The 26,373-nt window shown below is 29.1% G+C and carries 31 protein-coding genes and 1 tRNA gene; 9 read left to right on the top strand and 23 right to left on the bottom strand.

What is annotated here, in order from left to right:
- Window positions 1-67: 67 nt before the first annotated feature.
- Together KPL37_RS01130 and KPL37_RS01125 are read left to right on the top strand one after the other, a co-directional pair.
- The gene (locus tag KPL37_RS01130) at window positions 68-634 is read left to right on the top strand and encodes an accessory gene regulator B family protein (RefSeq protein ID WP_216145390.1); all 567 of its coding nucleotides are present in this window, start codon (window positions 68-70) and stop codon (window positions 632-634) included.
- A 2-nt stretch (window positions 635-636) separates the two neighbouring features.
- Window positions 637-774, top strand: coding sequence for a hypothetical protein (locus KPL37_RS01125; RefSeq protein WP_216145389.1), 138 nt, complete (start codon window positions 637-639; stop codon window positions 772-774).
- Here KPL37_RS01125 and KPL37_RS01120 read toward each other — a convergent pair.
- From KPL37_RS01120 to KPL37_RS01080, 9 genes are all read right to left on the bottom strand, one after another.
- The gene (locus KPL37_RS01120; RefSeq protein ID WP_216145388.1) at window positions 760-2,016 is read right to left on the bottom strand and encodes a sensor histidine kinase; all 1,257 of its coding nucleotides are present in this window, start codon (window positions 2,014-2,016) and stop codon (window positions 760-762) included. The two genes, KPL37_RS01125 and KPL37_RS01120, sit on opposite strands and share 15 nt — an antisense overlap.
- Window positions 2,003-2,779, bottom strand: a complete 777-nt coding sequence (locus KPL37_RS01115; protein ID WP_216145387.1) for a LytR/AlgR family response regulator transcription factor — start codon at window positions 2,777-2,779, stop codon at window positions 2,003-2,005. Before KPL37_RS01115 ends, KPL37_RS01120 begins: the two co-directional genes overlap by 14 nt.
- A gap of 406 nt (window positions 2,780-3,185) precedes the next feature.
- Complete coding sequence (locus KPL37_RS01110) at window positions 3,186-3,473, bottom strand: hypothetical protein (protein ID WP_216145386.1); 288 nt, start codon at window positions 3,471-3,473, stop codon at window positions 3,186-3,188.
- A 227-nt stretch (window positions 3,474-3,700) separates the two neighbouring features.
- Entirely contained in the window at window positions 3,701-5,368 is a 1,668-nt protein-coding gene (locus KPL37_RS01105; RefSeq protein WP_216145384.1) for a DUF4158 domain-containing protein, read from the bottom strand.
- Window positions 5,369-5,660: 292 nt separating this feature from the next.
- Window positions 5,661-6,611 carry a M56 family metallopeptidase gene (locus KPL37_RS01100; protein ID WP_216145383.1) on the bottom strand — a complete coding sequence of 317 codons (951 nt, stop codon included), beginning with the start codon at window positions 6,609-6,611 and terminating at the stop codon, window positions 5,661-5,663.
- A gap of 183 nt (window positions 6,612-6,794) precedes the next feature.
- A complete protein-coding gene (locus KPL37_RS01095) occupies window positions 6,795-7,169 on the bottom strand; it encodes a BlaI/MecI/CopY family transcriptional regulator (protein WP_216145382.1) in 375 nt (124 codons plus the stop codon).
- 579 nt (window positions 7,170-7,748) lie between these two features.
- Entirely contained in the window at window positions 7,749-7,979 is a 231-nt protein-coding gene (locus tag KPL37_RS01090) for a hypothetical protein (RefSeq protein ID WP_216145381.1), read from the bottom strand.
- Between the two features lie 192 nt (window positions 7,980-8,171).
- A tRNA-Lys gene (locus tag KPL37_RS01085) sits at window positions 8,172-8,248 on the bottom strand.
- A 111-nt stretch (window positions 8,249-8,359) separates the two neighbouring features.
- Window positions 8,360-8,920, bottom strand: coding sequence for a nitroreductase family protein (locus KPL37_RS01080; RefSeq protein WP_216145380.1), 561 nt, complete (start codon window positions 8,918-8,920; stop codon window positions 8,360-8,362).
- A 295-nt stretch (window positions 8,921-9,215) separates the two neighbouring features.
- Between KPL37_RS01080 and KPL37_RS01075 the strand changes: the two genes are divergently transcribed.
- Window positions 9,216-10,859, top strand: coding sequence for a methyltransferase (locus KPL37_RS01075; RefSeq protein WP_216145379.1), 1,644 nt, complete (start codon window positions 9,216-9,218; stop codon window positions 10,857-10,859).
- A gap of 78 nt (window positions 10,860-10,937) precedes the next feature.
- Here KPL37_RS01075 and nadE (KPL37_RS01070) read toward each other — a convergent pair whose 3' ends face one another.
- The 14 genes from nadE (KPL37_RS01070) to KPL37_RS01020 form a co-directional block, all read right to left on the bottom strand.
- Entirely contained in the window at window positions 10,938-11,741 is an 804-nt protein-coding gene (nadE, locus tag KPL37_RS01070; protein ID WP_216145378.1) for an NAD(+) synthase, read from the bottom strand.
- A 234-nt stretch (window positions 11,742-11,975) separates the two neighbouring features.
- On the bottom strand, window positions 11,976-12,242 hold the full coding sequence (locus KPL37_RS01065) for a radical SAM protein (protein WP_216145377.1): 267 nt from the start codon (window positions 12,240-12,242) through the stop codon (window positions 11,976-11,978).
- 124 nt (window positions 12,243-12,366) lie between these two features.
- Window positions 12,367-13,170 carry an NAD(+) synthase gene (nadE, locus tag KPL37_RS01060; RefSeq protein ID WP_216145376.1) on the bottom strand — a complete coding sequence of 268 codons (804 nt, stop codon included), beginning with the start codon at window positions 13,168-13,170 and terminating at the stop codon, window positions 12,367-12,369.
- A 393-nt stretch (window positions 13,171-13,563) separates the two neighbouring features.
- Window positions 13,564-14,301, bottom strand: a complete 738-nt coding sequence (locus KPL37_RS19625; protein WP_343216204.1) for an FTR1 family iron permease — start codon at window positions 14,299-14,301, stop codon at window positions 13,564-13,566.
- A 120-nt stretch (window positions 14,302-14,421) separates the two neighbouring features.
- Window positions 14,422-14,718 carry a hypothetical protein gene (locus tag KPL37_RS19620; protein ID WP_246578081.1) on the bottom strand — a complete coding sequence of 99 codons (297 nt, stop codon included), beginning with the start codon at window positions 14,716-14,718 and terminating at the stop codon, window positions 14,422-14,424.
- An 86-nt stretch (window positions 14,719-14,804) separates the two neighbouring features.
- The gene (locus KPL37_RS01050; protein WP_216145375.1) at window positions 14,805-15,074 is read right to left on the bottom strand and encodes a FeoC-like transcriptional regulator; all 270 of its coding nucleotides are present in this window, start codon (window positions 15,072-15,074) and stop codon (window positions 14,805-14,807) included.
- Between the two features lie 15 nt (window positions 15,075-15,089).
- Window positions 15,090-15,281 carry a hypothetical protein gene (locus KPL37_RS01045; protein WP_216145374.1) on the bottom strand — a complete coding sequence of 64 codons (192 nt, stop codon included), beginning with the start codon at window positions 15,279-15,281 and terminating at the stop codon, window positions 15,090-15,092.
- 448 nt (window positions 15,282-15,729) lie between these two features.
- A complete protein-coding gene (locus KPL37_RS19615) occupies window positions 15,730-16,329 on the bottom strand; it encodes a nucleoside recognition domain-containing protein (protein ID WP_246578080.1) in 600 nt (199 codons plus the stop codon).
- Between the two features lie 66 nt (window positions 16,330-16,395).
- The gene (locus KPL37_RS20230) at window positions 16,396-17,208 is read right to left on the bottom strand and encodes a nucleoside recognition domain-containing protein (RefSeq protein WP_343216206.1); all 813 of its coding nucleotides are present in this window, start codon (window positions 17,206-17,208) and stop codon (window positions 16,396-16,398) included.
- A 188-nt stretch (window positions 17,209-17,396) separates the two neighbouring features.
- Window positions 17,397-17,666 carry a FeoB small GTPase domain-containing protein gene (locus tag KPL37_RS20225; protein WP_343216203.1) on the bottom strand — a complete coding sequence of 90 codons (270 nt, stop codon included), beginning with the start codon at window positions 17,664-17,666 and terminating at the stop codon, window positions 17,397-17,399.
- Window positions 17,667-17,999: 333 nt separating this feature from the next.
- Complete coding sequence (locus KPL37_RS01035) at window positions 18,000-18,464, bottom strand: hypothetical protein (protein WP_216145373.1); 465 nt, start codon at window positions 18,462-18,464, stop codon at window positions 18,000-18,002.
- Window positions 18,465-18,671: 207 nt separating this feature from the next.
- Window positions 18,672-20,048 carry a sensor histidine kinase gene (locus KPL37_RS01030; RefSeq protein ID WP_216145372.1) on the bottom strand — a complete coding sequence of 459 codons (1,377 nt, stop codon included), beginning with the start codon at window positions 20,046-20,048 and terminating at the stop codon, window positions 18,672-18,674.
- Window positions 20,048-20,731, bottom strand: coding sequence for a response regulator transcription factor (locus KPL37_RS01025; RefSeq protein ID WP_216145370.1), 684 nt, complete (start codon window positions 20,729-20,731; stop codon window positions 20,048-20,050). The genes KPL37_RS01030 and KPL37_RS01025 overlap by 1 nt, the downstream gene beginning before the upstream one ends.
- Window positions 20,732-21,002: 271 nt before the next feature.
- A complete protein-coding gene (locus tag KPL37_RS01020) occupies window positions 21,003-21,131 on the bottom strand; it encodes a FeoB-associated Cys-rich membrane protein (RefSeq protein ID WP_216145369.1) in 129 nt (42 codons plus the stop codon).
- A gap of 161 nt (window positions 21,132-21,292) precedes the next feature.
- Between KPL37_RS01020 and KPL37_RS01015 the strand changes: the two genes are divergently transcribed.
- The 6 genes from KPL37_RS01015 (at window position 21,293) to ubiE (ending at window position 26,139) form a co-directional block, all read left to right on the top strand.
- A complete protein-coding gene (locus tag KPL37_RS01015) occupies window positions 21,293-21,715 on the top strand; it encodes a hypothetical protein (RefSeq protein ID WP_216145368.1) in 423 nt (140 codons plus the stop codon).
- A gap of 171 nt (window positions 21,716-21,886) precedes the next feature.
- Window positions 21,887-22,708 carry a polyprenyl synthetase family protein gene (locus KPL37_RS01010; protein ID WP_216145367.1) on the top strand — a complete coding sequence of 274 codons (822 nt, stop codon included), beginning with the start codon at window positions 21,887-21,889 and terminating at the stop codon, window positions 22,706-22,708.
- A 61-nt stretch (window positions 22,709-22,769) separates the two neighbouring features.
- Entirely contained in the window at window positions 22,770-23,288 is a 519-nt protein-coding gene (locus tag KPL37_RS01005; RefSeq protein WP_216145366.1) for a DoxX family protein, read from the top strand.
- 44 nt (window positions 23,289-23,332) lie between these two features.
- A complete protein-coding gene (locus tag KPL37_RS01000; protein WP_216145365.1) occupies window positions 23,333-23,860 on the top strand; it encodes a FixH family protein in 528 nt (175 codons plus the stop codon).
- A 19-nt stretch (window positions 23,861-23,879) separates the two neighbouring features.
- Window positions 23,880-25,274: a 4Fe-4S binding protein gene (locus KPL37_RS00995; RefSeq protein WP_216145363.1), complete on the top strand. Its 1,395-nt coding sequence runs from the start codon at window positions 23,880-23,882 to the stop codon at window positions 25,272-25,274.
- Window positions 25,275-25,431: 157 nt separating this feature from the next.
- On the top strand, window positions 25,432-26,139 hold the full coding sequence (gene ubiE, locus KPL37_RS00990) for a bifunctional demethylmenaquinone methyltransferase/2-methoxy-6-polyprenyl-1,4-benzoquinol methylase UbiE (protein WP_216145362.1): 708 nt from the start codon (window positions 25,432-25,434) through the stop codon (window positions 26,137-26,139).
- The last annotated feature ends 234 nt before the right edge of the window (window positions 26,140-26,373 follow it).

The following is a 26,373-nucleotide window of genomic DNA, read 5'->3' as shown; positions in this document are numbered from 1 at the left end:
TCACTTGCATAATTGTTTATTTATGCTATTTTATAAATATAAATAAGTTGTTAAAGGTGAATTTAAAATGATAAATAAACTTGCTTATAATCTTACATGTTATATAGAAAGTAATAGCAGATTTAATAAGATAGAAGAATTAGAACAAATACAATACTCATTAACTACTATCTTAAATGAAGTTTTTAAGCTCATAATCTTAATTATTTTGTTTAGTATAATTGGCAAGTTGAACTATCTTTTGTTTTCAATGATAGTTTTATTATCAATAAGATTTTTTTCTTGTGGACTACATGCAAAAACTTCATTAGGCTGCTTAATGTGGACAATATTTTTTTTTACTTTGACTACAATAATTGCACCTATATTACCTAAATTAAGTCTATCAGTTTACTGCTTATTAAGTTTATTAAGTCTTTCAATAATAATTATAAGAGCACCATACCCAAATCCCAAAAGACCAATAAAAAAGAAAAAAAGAAAGCTGTATTTAAAAATACTAGCAATCTCTTTTTCAATATTTTGGATATATATTTTACTTTTCTATATAACAACTTCAACCTACTTGAACTGTGGCATAGCCACTATTTCACTACAGTCATTACCATTATTATATACAAACAAGGAGATGTAAATATGAAAAAGTTTAAAAAATCTAATATTATAAACATGCTAGGATTGTGTTTAATTGCTGTTGCTGGTATTATAACTAATACTGCCAGCCTAGGTTTCTTCGGAGAAATAGATCCACCCGAAAGCTTACTTAATAAATAATTTAAAAATTGTTGAATCAGCCTCTAAAGATAGTTGAACTCTACCACCTGTTCGCTCAACTATCTTTTTTGCATTATAAAGACCATACCCTCTATTGTTACCATTTTTTGTTGAGAATCCTCTCTCGAATATTATTTTAACATTATTCAACTTTAAAGTTATTCCACTATTTATAACTTCAATAATGTTTGATTTATCTTCCGAATATATTTTAACAGAAACTATTTTTTCGCCGTCTTGATTCTCGACAGCATCAAATGCATTATCTATAAGATTAGTTAATATTTCTGATAATTCATAATCCTTTACATTTACACTAGTAAATGAATTATTTACGCTATATAATAATTTTATATTTTTGTTATCTGCTTCACTCAGTTTATTATATATTATAGCTCTAATTACTGGGTTATCCATGTATACAATGTCTTCTAGCATTATCATAGACTTGTTTAATGAACCTATATAATCTTTTAACTTACCCTTTAATTCAAATTTATTTGTAGTTTCAATTAATCCATTCATAACATTTAAATGATTTTTAAAATCATGTTGTCTTGCACGAAGCTCCTCAGTTATATTCTTTAAAATTTCACTATACCTGACTTGAACTTTGGATTCTTTTTTTTCTTGTTCAACTTTTATTATATAAAAATACAATAATATATTAACAGAGAATACAATAATTATTGTAAAAATTAATTCTACTATGTTATTAAGAACTAAATCCCTATCATAATTCCATATAATTTTTAATATTAATATATAACTTAATAGATTTATTATAAAATAAAATAAAATTCTTATATTTATAGCATAAATCAAACGTTTTTTTAGTATAGGAATAAAATAAGCTACGCCTACTGAGAAAACCACTATTATTAGCTGTATAATAGTATCTATTGAAAACTCCGATTGATATTTACCGATATATTTATTATATATAAACATACCGATGAGCTGCATTATCATAATTAAAGCTAAAATCATAAAAAATTCTATAGTTGTTATAATAAATTTTTTCTTATACATTATACAAACTAAAAGTATTATAGTTAAATAACTAATGCCCATGTTAAAATATATATTAAATCCGGTTAATGATGTTACTAATGCTCCAATTGATATTATAACTAGATTCTTTTTAAGAAAATCTTTATCTATTAAGCTAACCTTAGACCATATAATAAAAATACACACTTCCTCAAGAAAAGTATCTATAAATATTTTAATTATATCCATTATCACTCCCACCATTGCTTAGTGGCAATATGTCTACTCCGTTATTTTTAAAACTTTTCATAATCACATCTTTATATTTATAGCTTAAAATAACATTTTCTTCATAATTCTCAAAGAATATTTTATAAGATTTTATAGTTGATTTTTCAATTTTGATTATATAATTTATATTAACGGCAAATGATTTATGACATTGAATAATATAATCACTGTTAATTAATGTTAAAGACTGCTTTAACGAAAGTCCTTTTACTTCATATTTAGCCCTTTTGGTATGTACAGTACATGTCCTAATATACACTTCAATGAAAATTATTTCATCTATATATACCTTTATGAAAATACCATCTCCTAAGTTAAAAACAACATACTTTCTCTTGATTACAGTATTGATGCCTTGACGTAAAATAATCTTTTTACTCATATTTATCAAATCTTTTTTATCATATGGCTTTAAAATATAATCATAGCAATGAACTTCCTTAAAAGCTTGAGTTATATATTCTACATGCGTTGTCAAAAAAATAATCCAGCTGAATTCATATTTATATATTTTTCTAATTTCTATTGATAAATCTAGTCCCGAAGAATTCTTTAAAACAATATCTATGTAAAAAATATCTATAATATTTTCTCTTGAAATTTTCAAAGCCTCGTCCTTATCTTCTGCTTCATAGATTATTAAGCTCTTATCTATCTCTCCAAGCATTTTCTTGAGATTTTCCCTTTGTATTCTATCATCTTCTGCTATTAGCATATTCATTTAAACATGCTCCTTTCAAATGTTATAAATTATACTTTTAATAAAATAAATAATATATTCGATTAACACTTTTAACTTCAACATATATAATACATGAAAAGCAGTTATATGACACTTTTTTACTATATTTCTTTGTAAAGGCACATAAATCATCAAAAAAAGATGCTTATTTATACCTAAAAAAATATTATTCCATAATAAGCGGTACCTTCAAATTTCTAATTATTTATACTGAGTGACTTTATAGTTGTTGTATAAAAAACAAAGTAAAAGTAACACAATACCAAGGTACTATTGGGGTACGGCAACGACTAATGTAAAAATAACCTCCTAAAAAATAGTAAAAAATCATATCTCACTACTGAGGGTCTTAAGCCTAAACCCCGTGATTTTGAGGTTGTAGATGTTATGTAGGATTTTCGTCATAGTCTCCAGTTATTTCTACTTCCACTTCATTCAGTGCTTCGTCTTCTTCAGGATTATCTGGGTCAATATATTTTCTACACTTGGCGTATAGCCAGATATTCATCGGACGGTTATTTATGATCTCGACTTCATCAAAATCAAAATCAGCATTTCTCATTAAGTATTCATCTATAATTTCCTGTAGTTCTTCCTCATTGATCTCAAGTTTTCGTTCTACAAAACCTTCCTTGCTATAGTACTTTATTGGATATACATCACGTAGTGCCATACTTCACCTCTTCTAGTTAATCAATATTTATATTGATTATAATATAAATAGCTGTTACTTTGCACAATTCTTTATAAATTTTAACGTGAAATCAAAAATAAAAACATCCAAAATTTTAGGTGGTAGAAAATTACTTGTTAGTGTCTCAAAAACCTATAGTTAATTGCAACACCAATAATTCATAATAAAACAATATAGTTTTCGTCTATTTCCAACATCTACAAAACTTAATTTTTTGCCTCTGGTTGTTTTGGAGATGGCGAAATTTTTATTCTTCCATTTCCTATATCTAGAATTTTAACCTTTTCATTTTTAGGAATAGTTTTATTTAGCTTAGATAAAGAATCTTTCATAGATGATTTTATCTTTTCAATAAAGTCATTTACATCTAAAGGCTGATTTATTGCTAAGTAATATTCCTCTTTTTTTATATCAAAGTCTTTTGGAAGATCCTCATCAGGATTCCTGTATTTATCAGCGCCACTTATCCAAACCTCTCTGCAGCGAAGCTTATCCTTTAAAGCCTGCAAGGCACACAATTCATAGTTAGCTCTCTTAATTCTAAGTGCGTTATTTTTCCCCGATTTATCTTCTATCATATCTTTCCACATAGGTCTAACAACACCCTCAAGGGGAACTATTTCATCCTTTGAATAATAACGTGATTTTGAATCTAAATACTTCTTTATAAGTTCTATTGCCTTTATTATAGGCTTATATCTATCATTATTTGAATTAAAATTCAACGCATTTATTATATCCGGCAAAATACGCCTATAATGCCTTTGATAGGAAGATCTCATGTTATTATAATTTTTCTTATTTAATATATCATCACTCTTATTTTCTAACTCATTAATTAAATCCTTTAATTTTTGCTCGTCAGCTATTGGATATATTAAGTCGCATGTCTTAGCTTCTGGGCTCTCGACAACAGCTTTAGCAATTTTCAAAAGTAATTTATTTTTATTCCTAGTATAATTTGTGCTCTCTGCAAGTTCTTTTTTTATTTTTCTATTTGCACTTGTGTCTAAATTGTTCAGTATTTTTATAAGTAAATCTACTAAATTATCCTTAATTTCCATTGATTTAAAATAAAAAAATATAGCTAATAGACCATTTCTCATGGCATCCGGATGCCTTTTAAATTCACTGATATTTTCAGCTTTACTACGTTTATAATACTTTTTTAAAAGCTTTGATGGTATGTCTTTGAAAATATCTTCTGGTATCATCATACCTTCAATAGTTTTTAATTTATTAGATTCATTAAAAACACTTTTAATATTTGCACCGTCAGGATCAATATTGAAATCATTGAACCATATTGTTTGCTCTGTGTTATTGTTTTCCGATTCAATAGCAAGGAACGAGTCAAATTTTGAGATAGTTTCAACTGGTAAGTTATTGAAAATAGTTTCTAATATGTTATATTCGTATGCGTTTGTAGCTGAACTAATAATACGTTCTATATTCTCGTCAGAAGTGGGCTCAACCCTTAACTCGCATAGTCTTTTGTAAAATTCTTCTTTCAAATAATTTGTATCATCATTAAATGGCAAAACGTTATTTAACAACCATTTTTTCATACTTTCAGAATCTGCAATAACATATTCTCTAAAACCAAATAAAGCTCTTATTTGCTTTCTATGATATGTGATGGAGCGACTATCCCAACTGTATTTATCAAATAAAGCTCCCTCTACACCTATTTGTGTTCCAATGAAATTAATAATGTCCTCAGGGATATCACTTTTATTTTGAGGAAACCGGTGTTTAATCTGAAAATATTTATACAGTATAGCGAATCCTAATTTTGTTTCATTTCTTTTATCACCTATTAGTATCATTTCATCTAAATCAAATTTTAAAGATTTTAAATCTAAATTTTTCATATTAACCTACCCTTTAATAAGTTCCTAGAATCACAAGAGTAGGAACTTTTTCTGGTATTAGCATAGCATATAGCCCAAAAATACTCAATTAAATGCTTCAAATGCACCTAAGTTCAAGTTCCAAAATAGAATTCGGAACTTTTAAAACCCAAGCTTACATTATATGGATTCCGGTTTGCGGTTGCCAGCAGCTATGTTCTTCATACCCCTAATACTTGGAATAAGTTAATTAACGGTGCAAAATAATTATATAAAAACAAGGTGATTTCAATCACCTTGTTTTTATATATAATTATTTAATTACATCAGGCGATATTTCTGCTGATGATTGAATAACTTCATAATAAACTTTTGTACCATTTTTATTTGAAATCTTCAAATCCTTATCTTTGACTCCTTGCTCTAAATCAGCCTGAAATTTCTGTTGAACTATATTAATATTATCATTAATATGATCTTCTGGGGTATCAGCAAATACCTTTACTGTAAATAGTGAGGCTCCTGTAAGTACAATCAGTAATGCCCCTATAATTATTCCTTTTTTCTTTGATTTCATATTTAACATATTCTCAATTCTCCTATTTATTATATTTTTATCATCATTAAAGGATGATATTAAGCTATTTGATAATTTAAACTGACTATTGAATTTAATTGAATTTATAAGTGTTAAGGCATAATTTTTTCTTTCATCAATTCCTAGTGATTTTAAGATCTTTTCATCACATGATAATTCACATTCTTCATTTAAAATACTTTTTAACTTATAAACTAAAGGATTAAAGAAATGCAGTGATATAACTAAAATACTTAGAAATTTATATATCCAATCTTTTCTTTTAAAATGAATTAATTCATGTTTTATTATCCATTTTAAATCTTCATCTTCATATGTTCTTTCTGGTAATATAATTATTGGTTTTACTATACCCATAATAAAGGGTGTTGAAATACTGCTGCAAAATTTAATAGGAATATTTTTTTTGATACCCATTTCATTTTTCAATTTGATATATATTCTCATTGTTTTTACATTGTATATATTTCTTGAAGTCTTTTTAATACAGCTATTAAATCTTTTATTAGATAGAACAATAAATAAAAATATTATTGAAGCTATTATGAAATAAACATATGGAATTATAGTTGTAATCCAACTAACTTTATCCATAATATCATAGGCACCACTAGGGATTACTTCATTTATATTACTTGCTTTATCTTTCAACGTTAACACATTCATAGGGACATATATTGAAATTTTAAAGGTGAGAACCATTTTAAAATTATCCCTATACAAATATAGTAATTGAAATTTGCACTATATTTACTAAGTACTTTTCTTCTGATTATTAATAGCAATGAAATCAATAAGGTACCTGTTATTGAAGCTTGTATAATGTTTTCAAACAATATTTTTACCATATCAGTACCTATTTTTTATCATTCTATCTAGTTTTTCTAAATCCTCATCTGATAATAAATCTTTAGTATCATGTAACATTGATACAAGGCTAGTTAAAGAATTACCATGAATATTTTTGAGGAATTCCTTTGTTTCTAAAGACTTATATTCTTTTTCTTCTACCTTTGGAAAATAGTAAAACTGTTTTCCTCGCTTTTCTGCTGAAAGAAAATCCCTTTTTATTAAACGTTTTAGAAGTGTAGCTGTTGTTCCAGCTTTCCATCCCTTTTGAAGAGTTATTATATCAGCAACCTCGTTTGTTGATAAAGTTTCTTCATTACTCCAAATTAAATTCATAACTTCCAATTCAGTCTGTGGAAGTTTTTTAAAATCCATAATTAAAACCTCCTTTAATTTAATAATACAATTGTATTATTGGTTTGTCAATACATTTGTATTATTAAATTACAATTATAAGGGGTACGACAATTAGTGCAAAAATAATCGCTACTTTTAGATTTTTGATATTATAGAAATAGGCAAAAATAAAATATTTTATTATAAATTTGTGTTAAAACATATTTCTCCGGTTGCATGGCAACATATTGATCTCCATGGTCAATATGAGTTTAATAAAAAACCTGAGCATATCAACATGAATGTAATCATTCAGAAACAGGCTCAGTTCAAGGTATTACCTAATTAGTAATTTGCCTATTCCACCTTTTCGGGGGGATGGGCAAAAACACCCAACTTCATGGAATTCGTCTAAATGGTTGCGTTGTCGGTGCCTTATTTGGTGGATTTATCTTCATTTTAACGCGTCTGATTTATGATTTTATTTTACCCAATATATTCAATCTTAATTTTTGAAATAATAAAAGTGATGAATTGCTCCTTCACTAAAAAGTATATATCATATAATTTCTTGACGTTATTGTGTACTTTTTAATTTCCTATCTTTTAGCCTAGTAACTAATTTAACTTTCTACCACACATAGGACAATACGCAATCTTAATTATTTGAACTGGTATATCATCCTTATTTGAATGAATTTCGTTTTTACTATCATCAATATACCAATTACTATCCCCTGTTGTATCCAATAATTGTATTCCATCTTTACAATAAGTACAACCCTTTGTATTAGTTAGCTGAATATTAAAATGTTCTTTATGATTATCCATAGTAGCACTGTAACCCATAATTTTCACTCCTTTTAAATTTATTTAGATATAAACTTGATACTTCTAATTATCAAGTTTATATTTTATTAACCAAAAATAGTTAAAGATAAATATCTGCTATCATTATATTTTCTTATAATAATTATTATAACCACTGAGGAAACAAAAAAATACAGATATCTCAACTATTTGAGATATCTGTATATATTATGGTGCTCCATCAGGGAATTGAACCCTGGACCCCCTGATTAAGAGTCAGGTGCTCTAACCAGCTGAGCTAATGAAGCATGTTAGACAACTTCTTTAGTATATATTATTTTTATGTATTTGTAAATACTTTTTTTATAAAACTAACAGATAAATATATATCTATTAGTTTTATTTAACAAATCATTCTATTATTTTATATAATTTACATTATTTTCTTTTCTTTTTGGTGCATTAGTTATTTCAATTTTTTTATATCCTAGGCAAAATGAATGTATTTGTTTAAATCCTTCTGGAATTTCAAGTTCTTTAATGAAGTCCTTACCTTTTTCACTATTTAATAGAATAGCAATAAGACCAACCCAACATGCACCAATTTCTAGGGATTCCGCAGCTATTAGCATATTCTCAGTAGCAACGCCACAATCAACTGAAGCTGAATTACTATTTATATCCCCTGACACTAATACTACTGTTGGTGCATTATAAAATACATGGAACTTTTCATTATCAGAAAATCTTCTAATATATTCATTATCAGAGTCTTTTGCAATTTCTTTAAAAGCATCACTTAATCTATCTATAATGTCTTTTCTTTGTATTACAGTAAAATGCCATGGTTGCTGATTATTAGCACTTGGCGCATAAATACCTGCGTCTATTATCTCTGTTAAATGTGCACCATTAATTTGTTCAGGTAAAAATGCTCTTGTACTTCTTCTATTTCTTATATTTTTCAAAGTTTCATTCATAATAACTCCTCCTAAGTATATTTATTTTTTTAACATCTAGTCACTAAAATAATACTATATCATATTTTCTTCATTAAATCATCTCCTGGGTCGCTGCATATTAATGACTTCAAAAGGAGATTTATCCTCACTGAAGTCTTGTTTTTGCTAAGGTAATTAACTATTACTTATATAAATGGGAAACTTTCCTTCTGAAATGTCATTAAACGCACAGAATCACTCATTTATTGTTAAAAAAAATTAAATATATGCTATAATTAAAGTTATTAAATTTAAACATAAGAGGTGAAACATAATGATAGATATAAATGATAAGTTAGAAATAAATAATAAAATTATAATTTTAATAGAAAATTTAAAAACTTCAGATGATAAACAAAGATCAGCTATAATAAACAAACTATCCTTAGATTATAATAATGCCATTCCAGTGTTATGGTCAAAAATAATAACTGAGGATGACCCAAGGACATTACTTTCTGTTATGAGAGATATTTTAAAAAAGGAAAAACCAAAGGGAATGTTTAAAAGAACTATCGGCAATTCAAAGGAAAAGCTCATTGCTCTTCTTTCGCATACTGATCCAAAGGTTCGAAAAAATGTATGTGGTGTCATCGGAGAACTAGGAGACCCTGAATATTTAGAAGGCCTATATAACGCCTACAACGCCGAAGAAAAACTATTTGTGAGATATTCATATGTGCTAGCAATAGGTAACTGTGGTAGCGCTATTGATGGAGAAAAGCTAAAGAAAATGTTTGAGGAAGTAGTACAAAATGAAAAAGCTTCAAAAGATAATGACTCGTTAATTACAACTAATAAACATATTAATGAAGAAAAACTAGCACTTACAAGAGCAATAGATAAATTATCTCCAACTGCTCGCCATGAATTTAAAGGATTTGACGAGCCTGTACCAATGTTACTCACAATTATGAATTATCAATATCACCTTACTTTAGCTGAACTTGATGAAAAATCAATTGAAGGTAGACTTGTTAATGATGGGATACTTATCTGTGAGAATAATTTAGACAAAATTTATACCTGTAGGACTTTTTATGAGCTTTTATATCCTTTAGGTGATTGCTGTGACGTGCAGTTTGATTATAAGGTAATTGCATCTGAAATTATAAATGCAGACATTGTAGGCTTTTTAAATGGGTGTCACGATAATGAATCGAATACACCTTTTGGATACCGAATTGAGTTTAAAACTATGGACTCCAATAGGGATAGATCAGATTTTGTAAAAAATTTATCTAGAGAGTTAGATGAAATCTCCTCTGGAAATTTAAGAAATAGCCCTTCCTCATATGAAGTTGAAATTCGAATACTAGAAAAAGATAATCTTTGTAATATATATATTAAGCTATATTCCTTTAAAGATGATAGATTTGACTATAGAAAGAATGACCTAGCTACATCTATAAATCCAGTAACTGCAGCTATCGTAATAAAATCTATACAGCAATGGCTAGAGCCAAGTGCTAAAGTTATAGATCCATTTTGTGGTGCAGGAACAATGCTTATAGAAAGATCTAAATTTGAACAATCTGAGTCTTTAACAGGAATTGATATATTTAGAACCGCTATAACAGCTGCAACAATAAATTCTAAGTTAGCTAATGTAGACATAGAACTTATAGCTGATGATACAATCGAATTTATTCCTTATACTTTATATGATGAGATTATAACAAATATGCCTTTTGATAATAAATCTACCACTCATAACAAGTACGCAGACCTATATAGTGCATTTATAGCTAAAATACCCACTCTTGTAAAATCTAACGGAATGGCATTTGTGTACACAATAGAGAAAGAATTATTTAGGGAAATCTTACTAGGTAATGATCAACTTGAATTGCTTAAAGAAATAAAGATTGAAAGTGGTAGACTTACACCTCACGTTTTTGTTCTACGAGTAAAATAAATAATAATAAATTAATTTTATATATAAAAAAAAACAAATGCACCTAATAAATAATAGGTGCATTTGTTATATTAAAATTTATTCTACCCACCAAGTATCTTTTGGTGAAACTGGTAAATGCCTTTTGTGTTTAGATACACTGTATAACTTCAATATCTGCGCCTCATATTCATCGGAGATATCTTCACCTCTTAAATACATACAAACTTGATGATTTAATTCTGTTACTTCTTCTAAATTTGATTTATTATCCCACATACCGCTTGTAGATACCTTATCAATTATAGATTTAGGAGCATTAAATATTTTAGCCATTTCATAAATTATACTTTTTGTTATTCCAGCAAGTGGTTTTACATCTGCAGCATCATCACCAAACTTAGTCACCATTCCTAGAGTTAATTCAGCAACATTTGAGTATCCTGCAACTAAAACATCATAAACTTCAGCTATTCTATATGTAACTGTCATTCTTATTCTAGATTTTGTATTTCCTATATCTACTTTTGAAGAAGGCAGATTATGGAGAAGATCAAGAGATTCATTTACAGGTCCTGTTATATCATATGTTCTAAATACATCAGGTTGTATTATATGCTTCTCAATTTCTAATTCCGCTATATCAGGATTAATTCCAAAAGGAAGAGATAAATTGATTAGCTCAAGTCCTGATTTTTTAATAAGCATACTAGTAACAAAGCTGTCTACTCCACCTGTTAGATTACATACGTAACCTTTTTTACCAGCAATCTGAGCATACTTTTTTAAGAAATCACAAGTTTCCTCTATCATTCTATATGCATATTTTTCATCCGACTCATCTTCAAGAGGACAAGGTATACCAAATTCATTCGTTATCTCGCTTTGTTTAGTTTTATTCATTTCGTTCCCCCTTACACTTATTTTATACTTATTATAACACACATTATATATATAGCGTTAAAACATTAACGCTATTAATTATTATGATTATATAACTGACGATTATCTTTAAGAATAAACTTAGCATACAATATTTATTTTACAATCACACTTTGGACAGTATGTTGAGTTATCAATATTAAAAACATTACCCATATATACATAATTAAGATATTTTTTTGCAATCTTTCTCTCTTAAATCATTGCTTCAATATTTGTTGCAGGTTTTCCCATTTTATAATTAGGAAAGTATCTTGATAAATAAATTAGAATGTCTTTACTTAATGAAACTATAAAACTTGTAATTTCCTTTGCCTCGCACTTTGAATCATTTTCATCATTTACAAGCAGTGTAGTCACCTCTACATGGCACTCTTTTGATGCCATCCTTATAGTATTTAGTACTGATGAAACAATCCCTCCTCTTCCCCCTCTTGAATTATTATAGGTAGGACGAGGCATTGTAAAATAAGTTACTATTTTGCCCTATATCGTCACCTTAACTCACATTAGTCATTAATTCAAATTAATGACTAACGTAAAAAAGAGATGTTATACATCTCTTTTACTGTAGGTTTTTATAAATTTATTCAACCCACCAAGTATCTTTTAGAGAAACTGGTGAATGTCTTTTGTGTTTTGAAATTTCATATAGCTTTAATATTTTTTCTTCATATTCTTCCTCTATATCTCCACCTCTTAAGTATATACAAACCTGATGATTTAATTGTGTTACTATTTTTTGATTTGATCCATTATCCCATACACCAGTTGTAGAAAGCTTATCAATTATGGATTGAGGTGCATTAAGTATTTTAGCCATTTCATATACTATACCTTTTGTTATTCCTGCAAGTGGTTGTACATCTGTCGCACCATCACCATATTTAGTCATCATTCCTAATGATAACTCTGCAGCATTTGAGACACCAGCAACTAAAACATCATAAACTTCAGCTATTCTATATAACACAGTCATTCTTATTCTAGCTTTTGTATTACCAATATCTACTTTTGAAGAAGGTAAATTACGTAAAAGTTCAATAGATTCAATTACAGGACCCATTATATCGTACGTTCTAAATACATCCGGTTTTATTACACGTTTAGCTTTTTCTACATCATCTATATCTTGTTTTATTCCAAAAGGAAGTGATAAATTAATTAATTCTAGTCCAGATTTTCTAATTAACATACTTGTAACGTAGCTATCTACTCCACCTGTTAGATGACAAACATAACCTTTTTTACCTGTAGCTTGCGCATACTTTTTTAAAAAATCTGAAGTTTCTTCTATCATTCTAATTGCATATTTTTCATCTGACTCATCTTGAAAAGGATGAGGTATAGCAAATTCTTTCATGATTTCTTGTTGTTTAATTTTATTCATATAGAGCCTCCCTAAACTTATGTATACGGTTATTATAACACATATTATGCTATTTACCCCATATGATAGCACTTATTATTGCATAAAAACAAATGTCACATATTGTTTTAAAATGAAGAAGTTCTTAAATTAAAAGTCTCTCCAAATCTTTATTTTTCCTTACTCTTCATCATTTTCACCAAGATTGAGAGTTAATATTTTAGCAACAAAATTTACAGATGTAGTATTAATGCAATTTATCATCAACAGAAGATGCTTTATTCACTTTTGAATCAGATTATTTTTCAGCTACATTTTTTTTAGGAATAGTTTGTTGGTTTTTTTGAGCACCACACCCTGCTAATAGAAAAGTAGTTACTAAAGTTTTTGCTATTAATAAAGTTTTTAATGATTTCATAAATAACTCCTCAAATTTGTTAATTTAATTGAAGATGCTATTCCAATATAGAAGAGAACAGTTTCTGTGCCTTCCCTAAATACTGCTAGGAATGCTAAGAAACCTAAAGAGAATAAACTTCCCTTAGCTAATGATTGATTACCTTTATCTTCAATTTGATTTTTACGCGCCGTAGTGCTAGATTTACTGTGAAGCCAATAACTTACATAAATAAGCATTACAGCAGCAAACACTCCCGTCCATCCTGAGATTAAGAAATTATTATTTCCAAAAGTTCCTGATGTGAATAGAACCTTAACTAGTACAGCTAATGTTATACTTACTATAAACCCAATTCCAACACCGCCATAAATCCATGTTCTTTTGTCTTCTTGTCCAGATTTTTTTAGAAATTCTAGAAGTGCAATCACAACTAAAAGAGCTTCTAAACCCTCACGTAGTATAATGGTAAGTACGTCTGTGATACCGTAAGAAGTATCTCCAGCTATTAAAGATAAATAACCATGCATTCTATCAATTACTTTTATAGCCTTATCTTTTTGAATAGGTTTTACTGTAAGGTAAGCCTTAGCACTAACCATATCATTTTCTACATCATCATATACCTTTTTAGATTGAGTGAGAACTACACCTTCTACATCAAGCCAAGATGATCTAAAAGTATCCATGGTTTTAGCAGCAGAAATAGTATCTCCATTTTTAATTTGAGTTTTTGCTTTATCTAAAAGCGCCACTAGATCTTTAACAGTGTAAGTAGCGCCACTTGGTTTTATATTTTCTGTTTTATAACCACCTGATAAAAATACCTTATTAACTTTTTCTAAATCTATTAAAGCTATGAGTACTTTATCCTTTTATACATGGTCTTGAGCTAATAAAAAATGAACCATTCCCATTTTACTTTCTATATATCCGTAGGCTACCTTAGACTGTGCCTTAACCCCATCCTCTAAATCAATCCAGGATTGACTATATTTTTCATATAGATTTTTTCCTTTAGAAAGGTCATTAGACTTTACCGCTTTGATTGAGCTTACAATGAATTCATTTTGCTTAGAAAACTCTACTTTAATATCTACAGCCAATGCTTTCGTAGAAAAGAAGGGGAGTATTAAAAATACTGATAATAACAATACAAGAAATTTACGCAAAGTTTGATCCTCCTCATTAGTATTGATTATATTATTGATTCCATTTGGCATATTTTACTACCATTGGTCAATAAATTTGTCTACTATTACACCGATATAGCTTTTTTACCTTTTTCAGTAATATTCCATATTTTTACTCCAATATCGGTTTTACCACAACAACTATCTTTTTTCGAGCTTCCGCAATCACAACCTGACGAACATTTTTCCTCATCATCTTTTTCTATGTATCCTAAATTTTGAAGTTGTGTTATCATTTGTTCTACCACCCCTTCATCCATTCCCAATTCTCTTGCCATTAACTTATTTGAGTACAATCCACCTTGAGCCAGTCTTTTCAATATTTTTATTAACATTTTTCAACATCCTTTCTATATATATTCTTTAATATTTAGTGTAGTATTTGAATGACTTCTAATTTGGAGTTTCATTTCACACTCCTTACAAATTCCTGATAAAACAACGTTAGTTCTTTTAATTTCAAGTCTGGCTTTAGTAATTTTATATCCTCTTTGTATCAATTTATCTCTAATGCAATTGATGGTTCTTCTTTTATTAATCATTATTTATCAAATCCTTTTACAAATATATCATGATATATTTGTTTTATTTTTGAATTAAATAACAACTTTGTTAACACCCGTAAGCTCCTTAACGCACTCCTGTATCTTTCTTTCCATGTGTATCCATAACGTTTATAAAATGCAATCTTCACATCGGATCTTATTGATTTTTATTTAACAATCTTTGATAATTGGAGCCATACAAAGTCTACCATAACCGTTTCTAAATCTATGTTTCTAGGTACTTTGAAATTCTTAGCGTCTTTTTTTTTACCTGTTATATGTTCTATGTCTTTAAATCCGCTTCGTGATAATTTTTAGTAACATTTCCAATATTATCTTCACCTATGACCAATATACTCAAAGTTCACCTCTTCTTTGTATATATTCTGATATTGATAGTCATTATTACTCAAATGCTAGACTTCGCTCTTTTTAGCCAATTATATTAGCTAAATCCTAAAAGCGATCCTATTTGATATACTAAAACTGCTCCTATCCAACCAATTACACAGCTTAATGTTGCTGATATTACAGCCCATTTTGTCGAGTTTGTTTCTTGCTTAATTGCTCCTATTGTCGCTACACAAGGTACATATAAAAGAGTCATTACCATAAATGATAACGCTGTAAGTGGTGTAAACGAATGTTGAATTGCCGCTACAAGATGAGGCCCATTCTCTACTCCATATATTGTTCCGAGTGTTCCTATTACGGCTTCCTTAGCTGCAAACCCTGCTATAAGAGCTACTGCAGACTGCCAATTACCAAAACCTGCTGGTTTAAATATTGGATCTATGAATGAACCTATGATCCCAAGTAAACTATGTTGACTTCCAGGATCAACTCCAAATGGCAAGTTTGAAAGTGTCCAAACAATCACAACTACTCCTAGAATGATTGTACCTGCTCTTTTTAAAAAATGTTGTGATTTTTCCCACATATGAACGAATATGCCTTTAGCTGTCGGTATACGATATGGTGGAAGTTCCATTACAAAATATGAATTTTCTCCTTTGAATACTTTCTTGCTATAGAATTTACCCATTAATATAGCAACAATAATTCCTAAAACATAAAGTATAAATATTATTAATCCGCCGGTATTAAAAATTCACACTTTTTTAGTGGAGAAAAAAGCAGCCACAAATACTCCATAGATTACTAATCTTGCTGGACATGACATGAAAGGACTAATTAATATAGCTATCATTCTATCTTTCTTACTCTCTAAAGTTCTTGCAGACATTATACCTGAAATATTGCATCCACTACTTAATATTAGAGATACAGCGGTCTTTCCATGGAGTCCTAATGCACTCATGAGTTTATCCATTACATATGCGGCTCTAGACATATAACCACTATCCTCAAGTATATACATAAGGAAATACATAGTAAGAATAATTGGCATAAATACAAGTACCGAACCAACACCACCTATTAGTCCATTTGTAATAAATGATATTAAAAGTTTAGGAGCACCTATATTTACTAATGCGGTACCTAAGAAATTACTTAATGCGGCGAAAATAAATGTTACTTTTGCCCCTAAGAATCCATTACCAAAAATTATTGAAATTTGATACATAGAAAACATTATCAAAGCAAATATAGGTATTCCGAACCATTTATTGGTGACCACTTTGTCTATTTTGTCAGATATATCTTCACTGTTAATAGCTTCCTTTTTAACGCAATTCTGTGTTGCCGCGCTTATTGCTTCATATCTTTTATCTACTATGAATGTATCAGGTTCATAGCCTATAACTGCTACTATATTCTCTATACTTTTTTGCACCCTATCATTTATTTTTTCACCGTTTTCTAATTCTTCTATGTATTTCTTTACATATTGATTACTTTCTAAAAGCCTTAGGGCTGAACATTCAGAAGGAAATTCCAAAGTTGCTGAGCTTTCTGAAATAACATCCTTAATTAATTTAATTTCTTTTTCAAGATCCTTTCCATAATTAATTTTATATACATTGTTTTCTCTCTGATCACCTAGTTTTATTGCTTCTTTTATTAGCTCTTTTATACCTTGTCCTTTAGTTGCTACTGTAGCTACAATAGGTAGCTTTAAGTTTTTCGACAGCTCTTTTATGTTTATTTCTATATTTTTTTCTTTGCCTCATCTGTCATATTAAGTGCTAAAATTACCTTAGCACCTGTTTCTATAAGCTGCATTGTCAAATACAGGTTTCGTTCAAGATTAGTTGAGTCAATTACGTTAATTACTACATCTGGCTTTTCTTTTAATACAAAGTTTCGTGCTACCACTTCATCTTCTGAATATGCCCCAAGACTATAGGTACCAGGTAAATCTACTACCGTTAGCTCTCTACCTTCAAACTTAAGTTTACCTAAGCTATTATATGCCAAAGAAGTAGACCTATTTGAAGAAATACTAAGTAAGACAGGAAGTACCGTAATTGAATATGGTGTGAATGCTAGTTTTATTACGGACGATATAGGACAAGAAACGTTAGATAATACATTAAAAATTATGGATTATTATAATCCAGGTAATATGAGTATATCCATAAAAGGTAATGTACATTGTATTGATTTTAATAAAGGAAACTTACTAAGTTTAAAATTTCATATGTTAAATTGGCCCTATTGGTAAAATAGAGTATAATTATTAAGGATATTGCTAGGTTTTCACCTAGTAGTATCCTTATATTTATATTAGAACCTTTTTAAAATAAATTGTTATAACATACTATTTATCATTTTGTCATGATATAGGTATAGTTGCTTCATTATAATTTTTTCAGCCTGCACCTCTGTTATGGTTCCATTATCTATAAGGGCTGTAAAAGGATTTATATGATTTATATTGTTACTATCCACATATATTTTACGTTCTTGATCAGTCACAGTTTTTGTGTTTTTAAAATTTGCTCTTTTTGAAGACTCATCTTTATTTATGACAGCTCTAATTTTATTTGCTTGATTTTGTGTTATAGTCTTCACAATTGCAATGTTATCATAATTTGTATCTAAACCCTTTTGTCTTTTAGTGTTAATTTGTTTACTCTCACTTGTTAAAGGCGCCTTTCCATTAAAATATACTGAAGAGGCAGGTGATGCAAAAGTTATATTAACTGCTGATAAAAGTATGCCTCCTGTTAGTATTCCCGTTAGTATTTGCGCTCTTGAAAATATATATTTCATATTAATCTCCCCTCATTCATTTGTCTTTATTTTCATGTCATTGTTTATTTAGAACATCTTTATTGAATTTACACAACTGAAATGTTCCTACATAATTTAAATATAACTCATTTTAAAGTTTAACTAAATTCACATTGTAAAAAAAGATTTCACGTACTCAGCTAAACATTACCTTATATTAAGCTAATTACAAAGTTTTGATTAACATTAAGTATTTTCTACATTTTTAAATTTAACAATAAATTCACTACCCTCACCTATTTCACTTTTTACTTCTATTGATGCAGAATGAATTAATAATATATTTTTTACAACCGTTAATCCTATACCATTGCCCTCTATTTCATGTCTACTCTTATCCCCTCTATAAAGCCTTTCAAATATAAATGGTAAATCTTCTTTTTTTATTCCTATTCCATTCTCTTTGATATTAACCATTATTTTAGAGTTACTTTTACTTATAGTTACATCTATATACCCATCGTTTCTATTAAATTTTACCGCATTTGATATTAGATTAATAAACACTTGTTTAAGCTTATCTTTATCACCAAGAATAATATAATTGACCTTATTGTTTACACTATAATTTAACATAATGTTTTTTCCCTTTAAAAGTGAAGAAAAATCTTCACATACAGAATAAATAACTTCTTTCACATCGATATATTCGCATATTAATGGTATTTGCTCTGACTCAAATTTCTTCAAGGTATTTAGATTATTTAGTAACTTTCCAAATCTAATTACCTCATCATTTAATGAAATTAGTCTTTCTATAGTTATTGGAAACAATCCATCAATCATAGCCTCTAAATTATTCTGTAAAATATTTAATGGTGTTCTAATTTCATGAGATATATCAGAAACAAGCCTTTTCCTTATTACATCTTGCTGTTCTAATTTCTCTCCCAGTGTATTTATACTTGTCAAAAGACTTTCAATTTCAGTTATATTACTTGTACTATTCGACCTTGAATTAAAATTACCTTTCGATAAATCCACTGACATATCAGATACCGCCTTAATTGGAATCGAAAATTGTTTTGAAATGTATAAACTAATTAATATAGTTATTAAAAGTGTTACAATTACACTTATTGCTATACTTTCATTAACAGAAGTTTTAAAATTAATATCATCGTTAGATAATAAAACTGAAGAATATTGACCAATTACAACATACCCTACAATGTTTTTACCTGATTTTATTTCATGATATTTTGAACTGTATACCCCGCTATTCTCTGAATTAAGTTTTGTTAGATGTGCTTTCTCATTTATATCATTTGGATTCATTCCCCATACTTGCTTTTTACTATTATCTAATAAAGTCAAACAATAATTACTCATGTAGGCCTCATGCATCATTTCTGAACCAGAATTTTTGCTCCACTTACCATCCCTTTTATAAACTTCTTGAAAATATTCTACAATTCTAATATCTCTTTTCGTTTGATTATCTGCCAAATACTTGTTAAAAGTATTATTTATACTTAAATTAACAAATAGAGAAGTTAATAAAATTGCTATAATTGAGCTAGCAACTAGAATAATGCTAAGTTTTTTTCTTATGCTATACATCAATTATCACATCCAAACTTGTAACCGATTTTAACAACTGTTATTACATATCTTGGATTTTTACTGTCTTCCTCTATTTTTTTTCTTAAATTTTTAATATGGACATCAACAGTTCTATCATAACCTTCAAAATCTAATCCAAATATTTTTTGAATTAATTGGTCTCTTGTTAATACCCTTCCCTTGTTAATAGCAAGCGTATAAAGTATATCAAATTCATTTGGTGTAAGCATTATAGTAATACCTTTTACTTTTACTGACCTCTCCTCAGTATTTATAACTAATTTGCCACTATCATAACTTAGAATTGAAGCGTTAACGTTATTAAACCTTCTAAACAAAGCATTAACTCTTGCTGTAAGTTCTCTCGGGCTAAAAGGTTTAACCAAATATTCATCTGCCCCAATATTAAGCCCTTCTATTTTCTCTTCTAATGATCCTTTTGCCGTTAACATGAAAATATATACCTCTGATGTTTCCCTAATAACCTTGCATATATCTTCCCCGTTAATATCAGGCAACATTAAATCAAGTATTATCAAATCAAGTTTGTTTTCTTTAAATATTTCAATACCAGTTAATCCATTTAATGCAACGTAAACATTATATCCACTTTTTTCTAAGTATGCTTTTATAACTTGAACTACCTTTTCTTCATCTTCAATTATTAGTATATTTTTCATGCTTTGCTCCTTATTTGAGTATTTTTAGTATATTTACGTAAAGCCTCTAACTAGCACCAGTTAGAGGCTTTACGCAATTATAAGTTAATACAGTCTATTTTAACCATCTCGTCGTTATATAATCATCTCTAGATACACTTACTCCAACTTTCATTTGTTACTAAGTTGTTCTTCCAAGTCTTATGCCAAAATCAGCATATTCATGTTCATGTTGAATAAATCCTGAACAACATAAATCAGTTGAAGTTCTTCACTATAAATATAATGTTAATTACTTTTTTTTCTTTGAGGAACAATTTCCACATCCACAGTCTCCTGAACCTTTTGACTTTAGACTATGATAAATAATATGTCCTGCTATAGCTATAATAAATAAAGTTATCGATATCTCTACCCACATAAACTTAGTCCTCCTATTCTTAATATAATTCAAGTCAAAATTCATAAATATCTATAAAAACTTGTTTTCTAAACAATTAATGCTTTTTTTATAATATATCAATTTATTATGTAGATTTTATGAAGATTACCCATTTAAAATTATTACTTATATTTTAAGATGTGAATTTCAATGAATTTATAAAATTTTATAGTTATAAAATAAAAGGATTAGGTTCATGGCAACAGTATTTAGAAATGAGAGAAACTATTATTAAAATAAATGTAGAAAATAGCTCTATAATGTCTACTGATTTAGGAGCTATTTCAGGTTTATTATTTGATATAGGTATTTGTAAAATTTCTTTGGATATAAATTGTGACACAGCTATAAAATTAGAAAAAGATAAGTTAGAAAAAGCACTAAAAAAAAGACATGTAGAAGTACATGCTAAAAGACTAATGGATTTATCAACCTCATTTCATGATACAAAATGTAATCTTTACCTTGTAGCACCTGATTCTCGTGAAAAAGAAATAATTGCTCAACTAAGAAGGCTAACATTTAAAAACATGAATTGTAGAACCTTAATGTTGTTTTTGTAATTTTCTTTACATCGATGCCCAGAAATTTATTAAAAAAATATCTTCTTCTACATACTATCTTCATAACATTTTAATATAATCATTATTGTACTTGCAAAAGAATTTCAACTGCTCGTACTTTAAACTAATATATTTTTTAATTATTAGAATATAGAAAGGTAGTGATGAGATTTGAAATTTGAAGATATTTATAATCCAATAAAAGATGATTTAAATCTTATGGAAAAAGAATTAAAGGGAGTATGCGGGAATTTAAGCACCAATTATTTACAAGAAATTATAGAGTATTTTTTTAAAATCCCTGGAAAAAGACTTCGCCCTACGCTAGCTTTACTCTCAGCCGGCATTGTAAATAATAATCTTCCAAAGAGTACCCATGGCCAGCTAATTAGATTTGCTGCAGGCATTGAGCTCATGCACAGTGCAAGTTTAATACATGATGATGTTATCGATGGTGATTTGTTCCGGCGTGGCCAAAAAACCATAAGTAAAATTTATGGAAAGAAAATAGCAGTATTAGTAGGTGATGTTGTTTATTCCTTAGCATTCTCTACCATCGCAAATTCACTTCCAAAAGAATTCGAAAAAATTATAGTTGATTTAACTGAATACATGTGTGCCGCTGAAATAATTCAAGCAGACAATAATTCACCTACTCGTGAGATTTATTTAAATGTTATTAATGGTAAAACAGCATTATTTATGTCAGTTAGTTGCAAAATTGCTGCTGAATTGGCTGGAGCAACAAAAAAGCAAATTACTAGCATAGAAGAGTATGGATTAAATTTAGGAATGGCATACCAAATAATGGATGATTGCATGGATAAAGACATTAATTCCAGACTAAATATAACAGTCGATGATGCTAAATTATATGGTGACAGAGCAATAGACTCACTTAATGCTTTTGAAGATTCTTCATACAAAATTAGTTTAATAAATCTTGTTAATTTTATTCTTAGTCTTTCTCATGCAAAAGCAAGCGCCTCATAACCAAAATGTTAAACTTTCTAAATAATAAATACGCTAGATTTAAATTAAGGGGGATTAAAAAATGAAAACACTTAAAAATAAATACTTTAACATCGTATGGACAGCACTACGTATATGGTTAGGTTACCAGTGGATTTCTGCTGGACTAGAAAAAATTACTGGAGGTGGATGGGTTGGCAGTACTGCTGGCACTGGTATAACCGGGTTTTTAGAAGCTGCATTAGTTAAAGCAACCGGCGCTCACCCGGCAGTTCAGTCGTGGTATGCTGATTTTATCAAAAACATAGCGCTACCAAATGCTGTTACCTTTAGTTATCTAGTTGCATTTGGTGAGCTTCTTGTTGGTATTAGTTTAATCCTAGGTGCTCTTACAGTTGTAGGCCTTATAGCTGGTGCACTTATGAACCTAAATTATATGTTAGCTGGAACTACTAGTACAAATCCAAATATGTATACAGTAGCATTCATACTCCTATTTGTTGGAGCTAATGCCTATACTATTGGACTTGACCACTTTATATTACCCATTATTAAAAAGGCTTTTAGCAAGAAATCGAATTCTGATCTAATCTCCTCATAAAAAATCAAACCAATATTTTTCAAAATGAAAGGGGCCCTATAAACATGAAATTTAAATTATTAAAGAACTTTGCATTAACAGTAATATTAACCTTATCATTTTCAACTTTAGCATTTGCATCTACAACTGGTACTCAAATAAATAAAACGGTTGATGGTGTAAAAGCCTCATTAACCTTTGCAACTGAAAAATTGAAACCAGGAAGTAACGAATTTACAATTTCATTACTTGATAAAGATGGAAAGCCTTTACCAAATGCTAATTTAAAAGCTACAGCTTCTATGGACAACTCTACTGATATGGGTGGTATGAAAGAAGATAAACCTATGATGATAGATTTAAAAGAAGGCTCCAAAAAAGGCGAATATACTGGCATGGCAGACCTCAAAAGTAAGGGTAAATGGGTTATTAAATCTACCTTTGATGTACAAGGACAGGCAAAAACCATTGATCTTGATGTTGATGTACAAAGCGCAGGCCCTAACCTTCTCATAATTGGCGGATTTTCAGGAGTAATTGTACTAATCATAGTTATCGCTGCTATAAACAAGAAAAAATCTAATAAAGCTTAGAAATGGAGGATATGTACAGATGGCAAATATAAAAACACCTTTAAGACCAGACTTACCGCCTTCAACGGTAAAAAAACAGAAAGACTTTTTAAAAAATAAAACTTTCAAAAAATTCATTAAAAGTAAATGGTATCCTGGTATAATTCAATGGCCAGTAGCGGCAATTTTCGCCTTAATCGTCTTTGAATTAATTGCTGGGCCTTCTGAGGCTCATGATAATTTCGGTACTGCGGGAACTTGGGTGTTATGGTGGCCACTACTTCCTATTCTTCTACTACTTTTCGGTAGATTTTGGTGTATTGTATGCCCTTTTGGGCTTCTAAATGATGTGGTTCAGAAGTTCATAGGAAATAATAAACCAGTTCCAAAATTTCTAAGAAAATACGGGATTTGGATTATTGATGCAACTTTTCTTATGATCACCTGGAGTGACCATGTTTGGGGTGTTGTTGAGAATCCTCGAGGTTCAGGAATATTGCTTTTAATGATAACTACCGCTGTAATATTTTCCGGTGCACTTTTTGAGAGAAGGACTTGGTGCAGATACCTATGTTTCCTTGGTGGATTATCTGGTAACTATTCAAGAGCCGGTATGCTGGAACTACGTGCAACACCAGAAGTATGTAAGAAATGTACTACAGCTTCCTGTTATAAAGGAACAAGTGAAGTTCCTGGATGCCCTATGTTTGAATTTCCTAAAACTATGGACAGCAGTGCAGAATGTAACTTATGTGGTAATTGTGTGAAAAATTGTCCAAACGATTCCATAAGAATAAGCCCTCGTGTTCCTACTAAAGAATTATGGAATATTAGAAAACCAAGAATAGAAGTTGCATTTTTAGCCATCGTAATTATGGGTATTGTGTTTGTTCAAAACATTACTATGTTAACAGTATGGGAAAAAATATTAACTTCCCTTGAAAATATATTAGGTACAACTAGCTATTATATAACATTTACTGTAACTTTCATCATAGCTATGTTAATCCCTGTTGTATTACTACTTTTAACAGGTCTTATTGCTAAAAAATTCAACAAAGTTTCTGTTAAAGAAAATTTTGCAAAATTCGGGTATGCTATTATACCATTGGACTTAGCTGGCCATATAGCTCATAACTTGTTTCACTTGTTAGCAGAAGGTAAATCAGTGTTTTACACTGCAATGGGTCTTTTCGGAGTAGAGTATCATGGAGCTTCAACTGCAATATTCTCTAGTCCAACTATACAAATGCTTCAATATATTATAATTGTAATTGGTACTGTAGGTTCAATTTATACTGCATATAGACTTGCTAAGAGTAGTCAAAACAATAAAAATGTTTTAGGTACATCAGTAGTTTACGCAGTTCTAATGATCTTACTTGCAGTAGCAAATATACTATTATTTTCCCTTCCAATGGCAATGCGTATGTAGCAGATATCATAAAAAAAGAGAGTATATGTTGAAATACTTTATACTCTTTTTTTTTTTACAATTATGTGTTTACAATTTGCTATCGATTTACAATTTAAAGCGAACATACCCACTACAAGTTTTATAGTATTACATTTAATGTAAGGAGGTTTGAATAATGTCAGAAATGATCACGGATGTACAAAGTGTTTTTTCATCAATTGCTAGTAAATATGACAAATTAAATACAATATTAACTTTAAATATAGACAAAATATGGAGAAAAAAAGCTGTAAAACTATGCACCATAAAAGAAAATGATAGGGTATTAGATTTATGTTGTGGCACAGGTAAAATGGTAGAACTTGAATGTAGAGCAGTAGGTGAAAATACTGAAGTTGTAGGCCTAGACTTTAATAAAGAGATGCTTGATGTAGGATACAAAAACCTTAATAAATCATTAACTAACTATAAATTCAGCTTAATGCAAGGAGATGCCATGGAGCTTCCTTTTGAGGATAGTACCTTTAATTGTATTACCATAGCATTTGGACTGCGAAATATACCTAATAAACGAAAATCTATTTCTGAAATGTATAGAGTTTTAAAACCTGGTGGAAAGGTAGTTTGCTTAGAATTATCTAAGCCAGAAATACCTATTTTCAGAAATGTATATAACTTATATTTCAACTATGTACTACCAGTTATTGGCTACTTAGGCACCCAAGATAAAGCAGCTTATTACTATCTAAGAGATTCAGTAAATGGGTTTATGACAAAAAAGCAACTAAGACATGAATTCAAAAATGTTGGCTTTGAAAACTCAGAGTTTAAATCCCTAACTTGTGGAATAGCTTCTATCCATTATGGCATTAAACCCTTATAAAAATAAATATTTGATTTGCTATTTTAAAGAAACTTTAAATAAAAAGGAGCATTCCTGTTATGAATTAAAATGAACTTTGAAAAAAAGAGCACCTACTGATAAAATACAGGGTATAACAGTTCGAACTTTTATCCCTAATTTATAATTATCAGTGGAGGTACTCAATATGAATTATACACAAAATGAAAAGATAATGTCAATAACAGAAAGTACATTAGTTATAGGAATTGATAT

Source organism: Clostridium frigoris (assembly GCF_018861865.1).
Taxonomy (GTDB): domain Bacteria; phylum Bacillota; class Clostridia; order Clostridiales; family Clostridiaceae; genus Clostridium_AD; species Clostridium_AD frigoris.
Note: the sequence above shows the minus strand (reverse complement) of the source record. Positions and strands in the feature narration are given on the sequence as shown.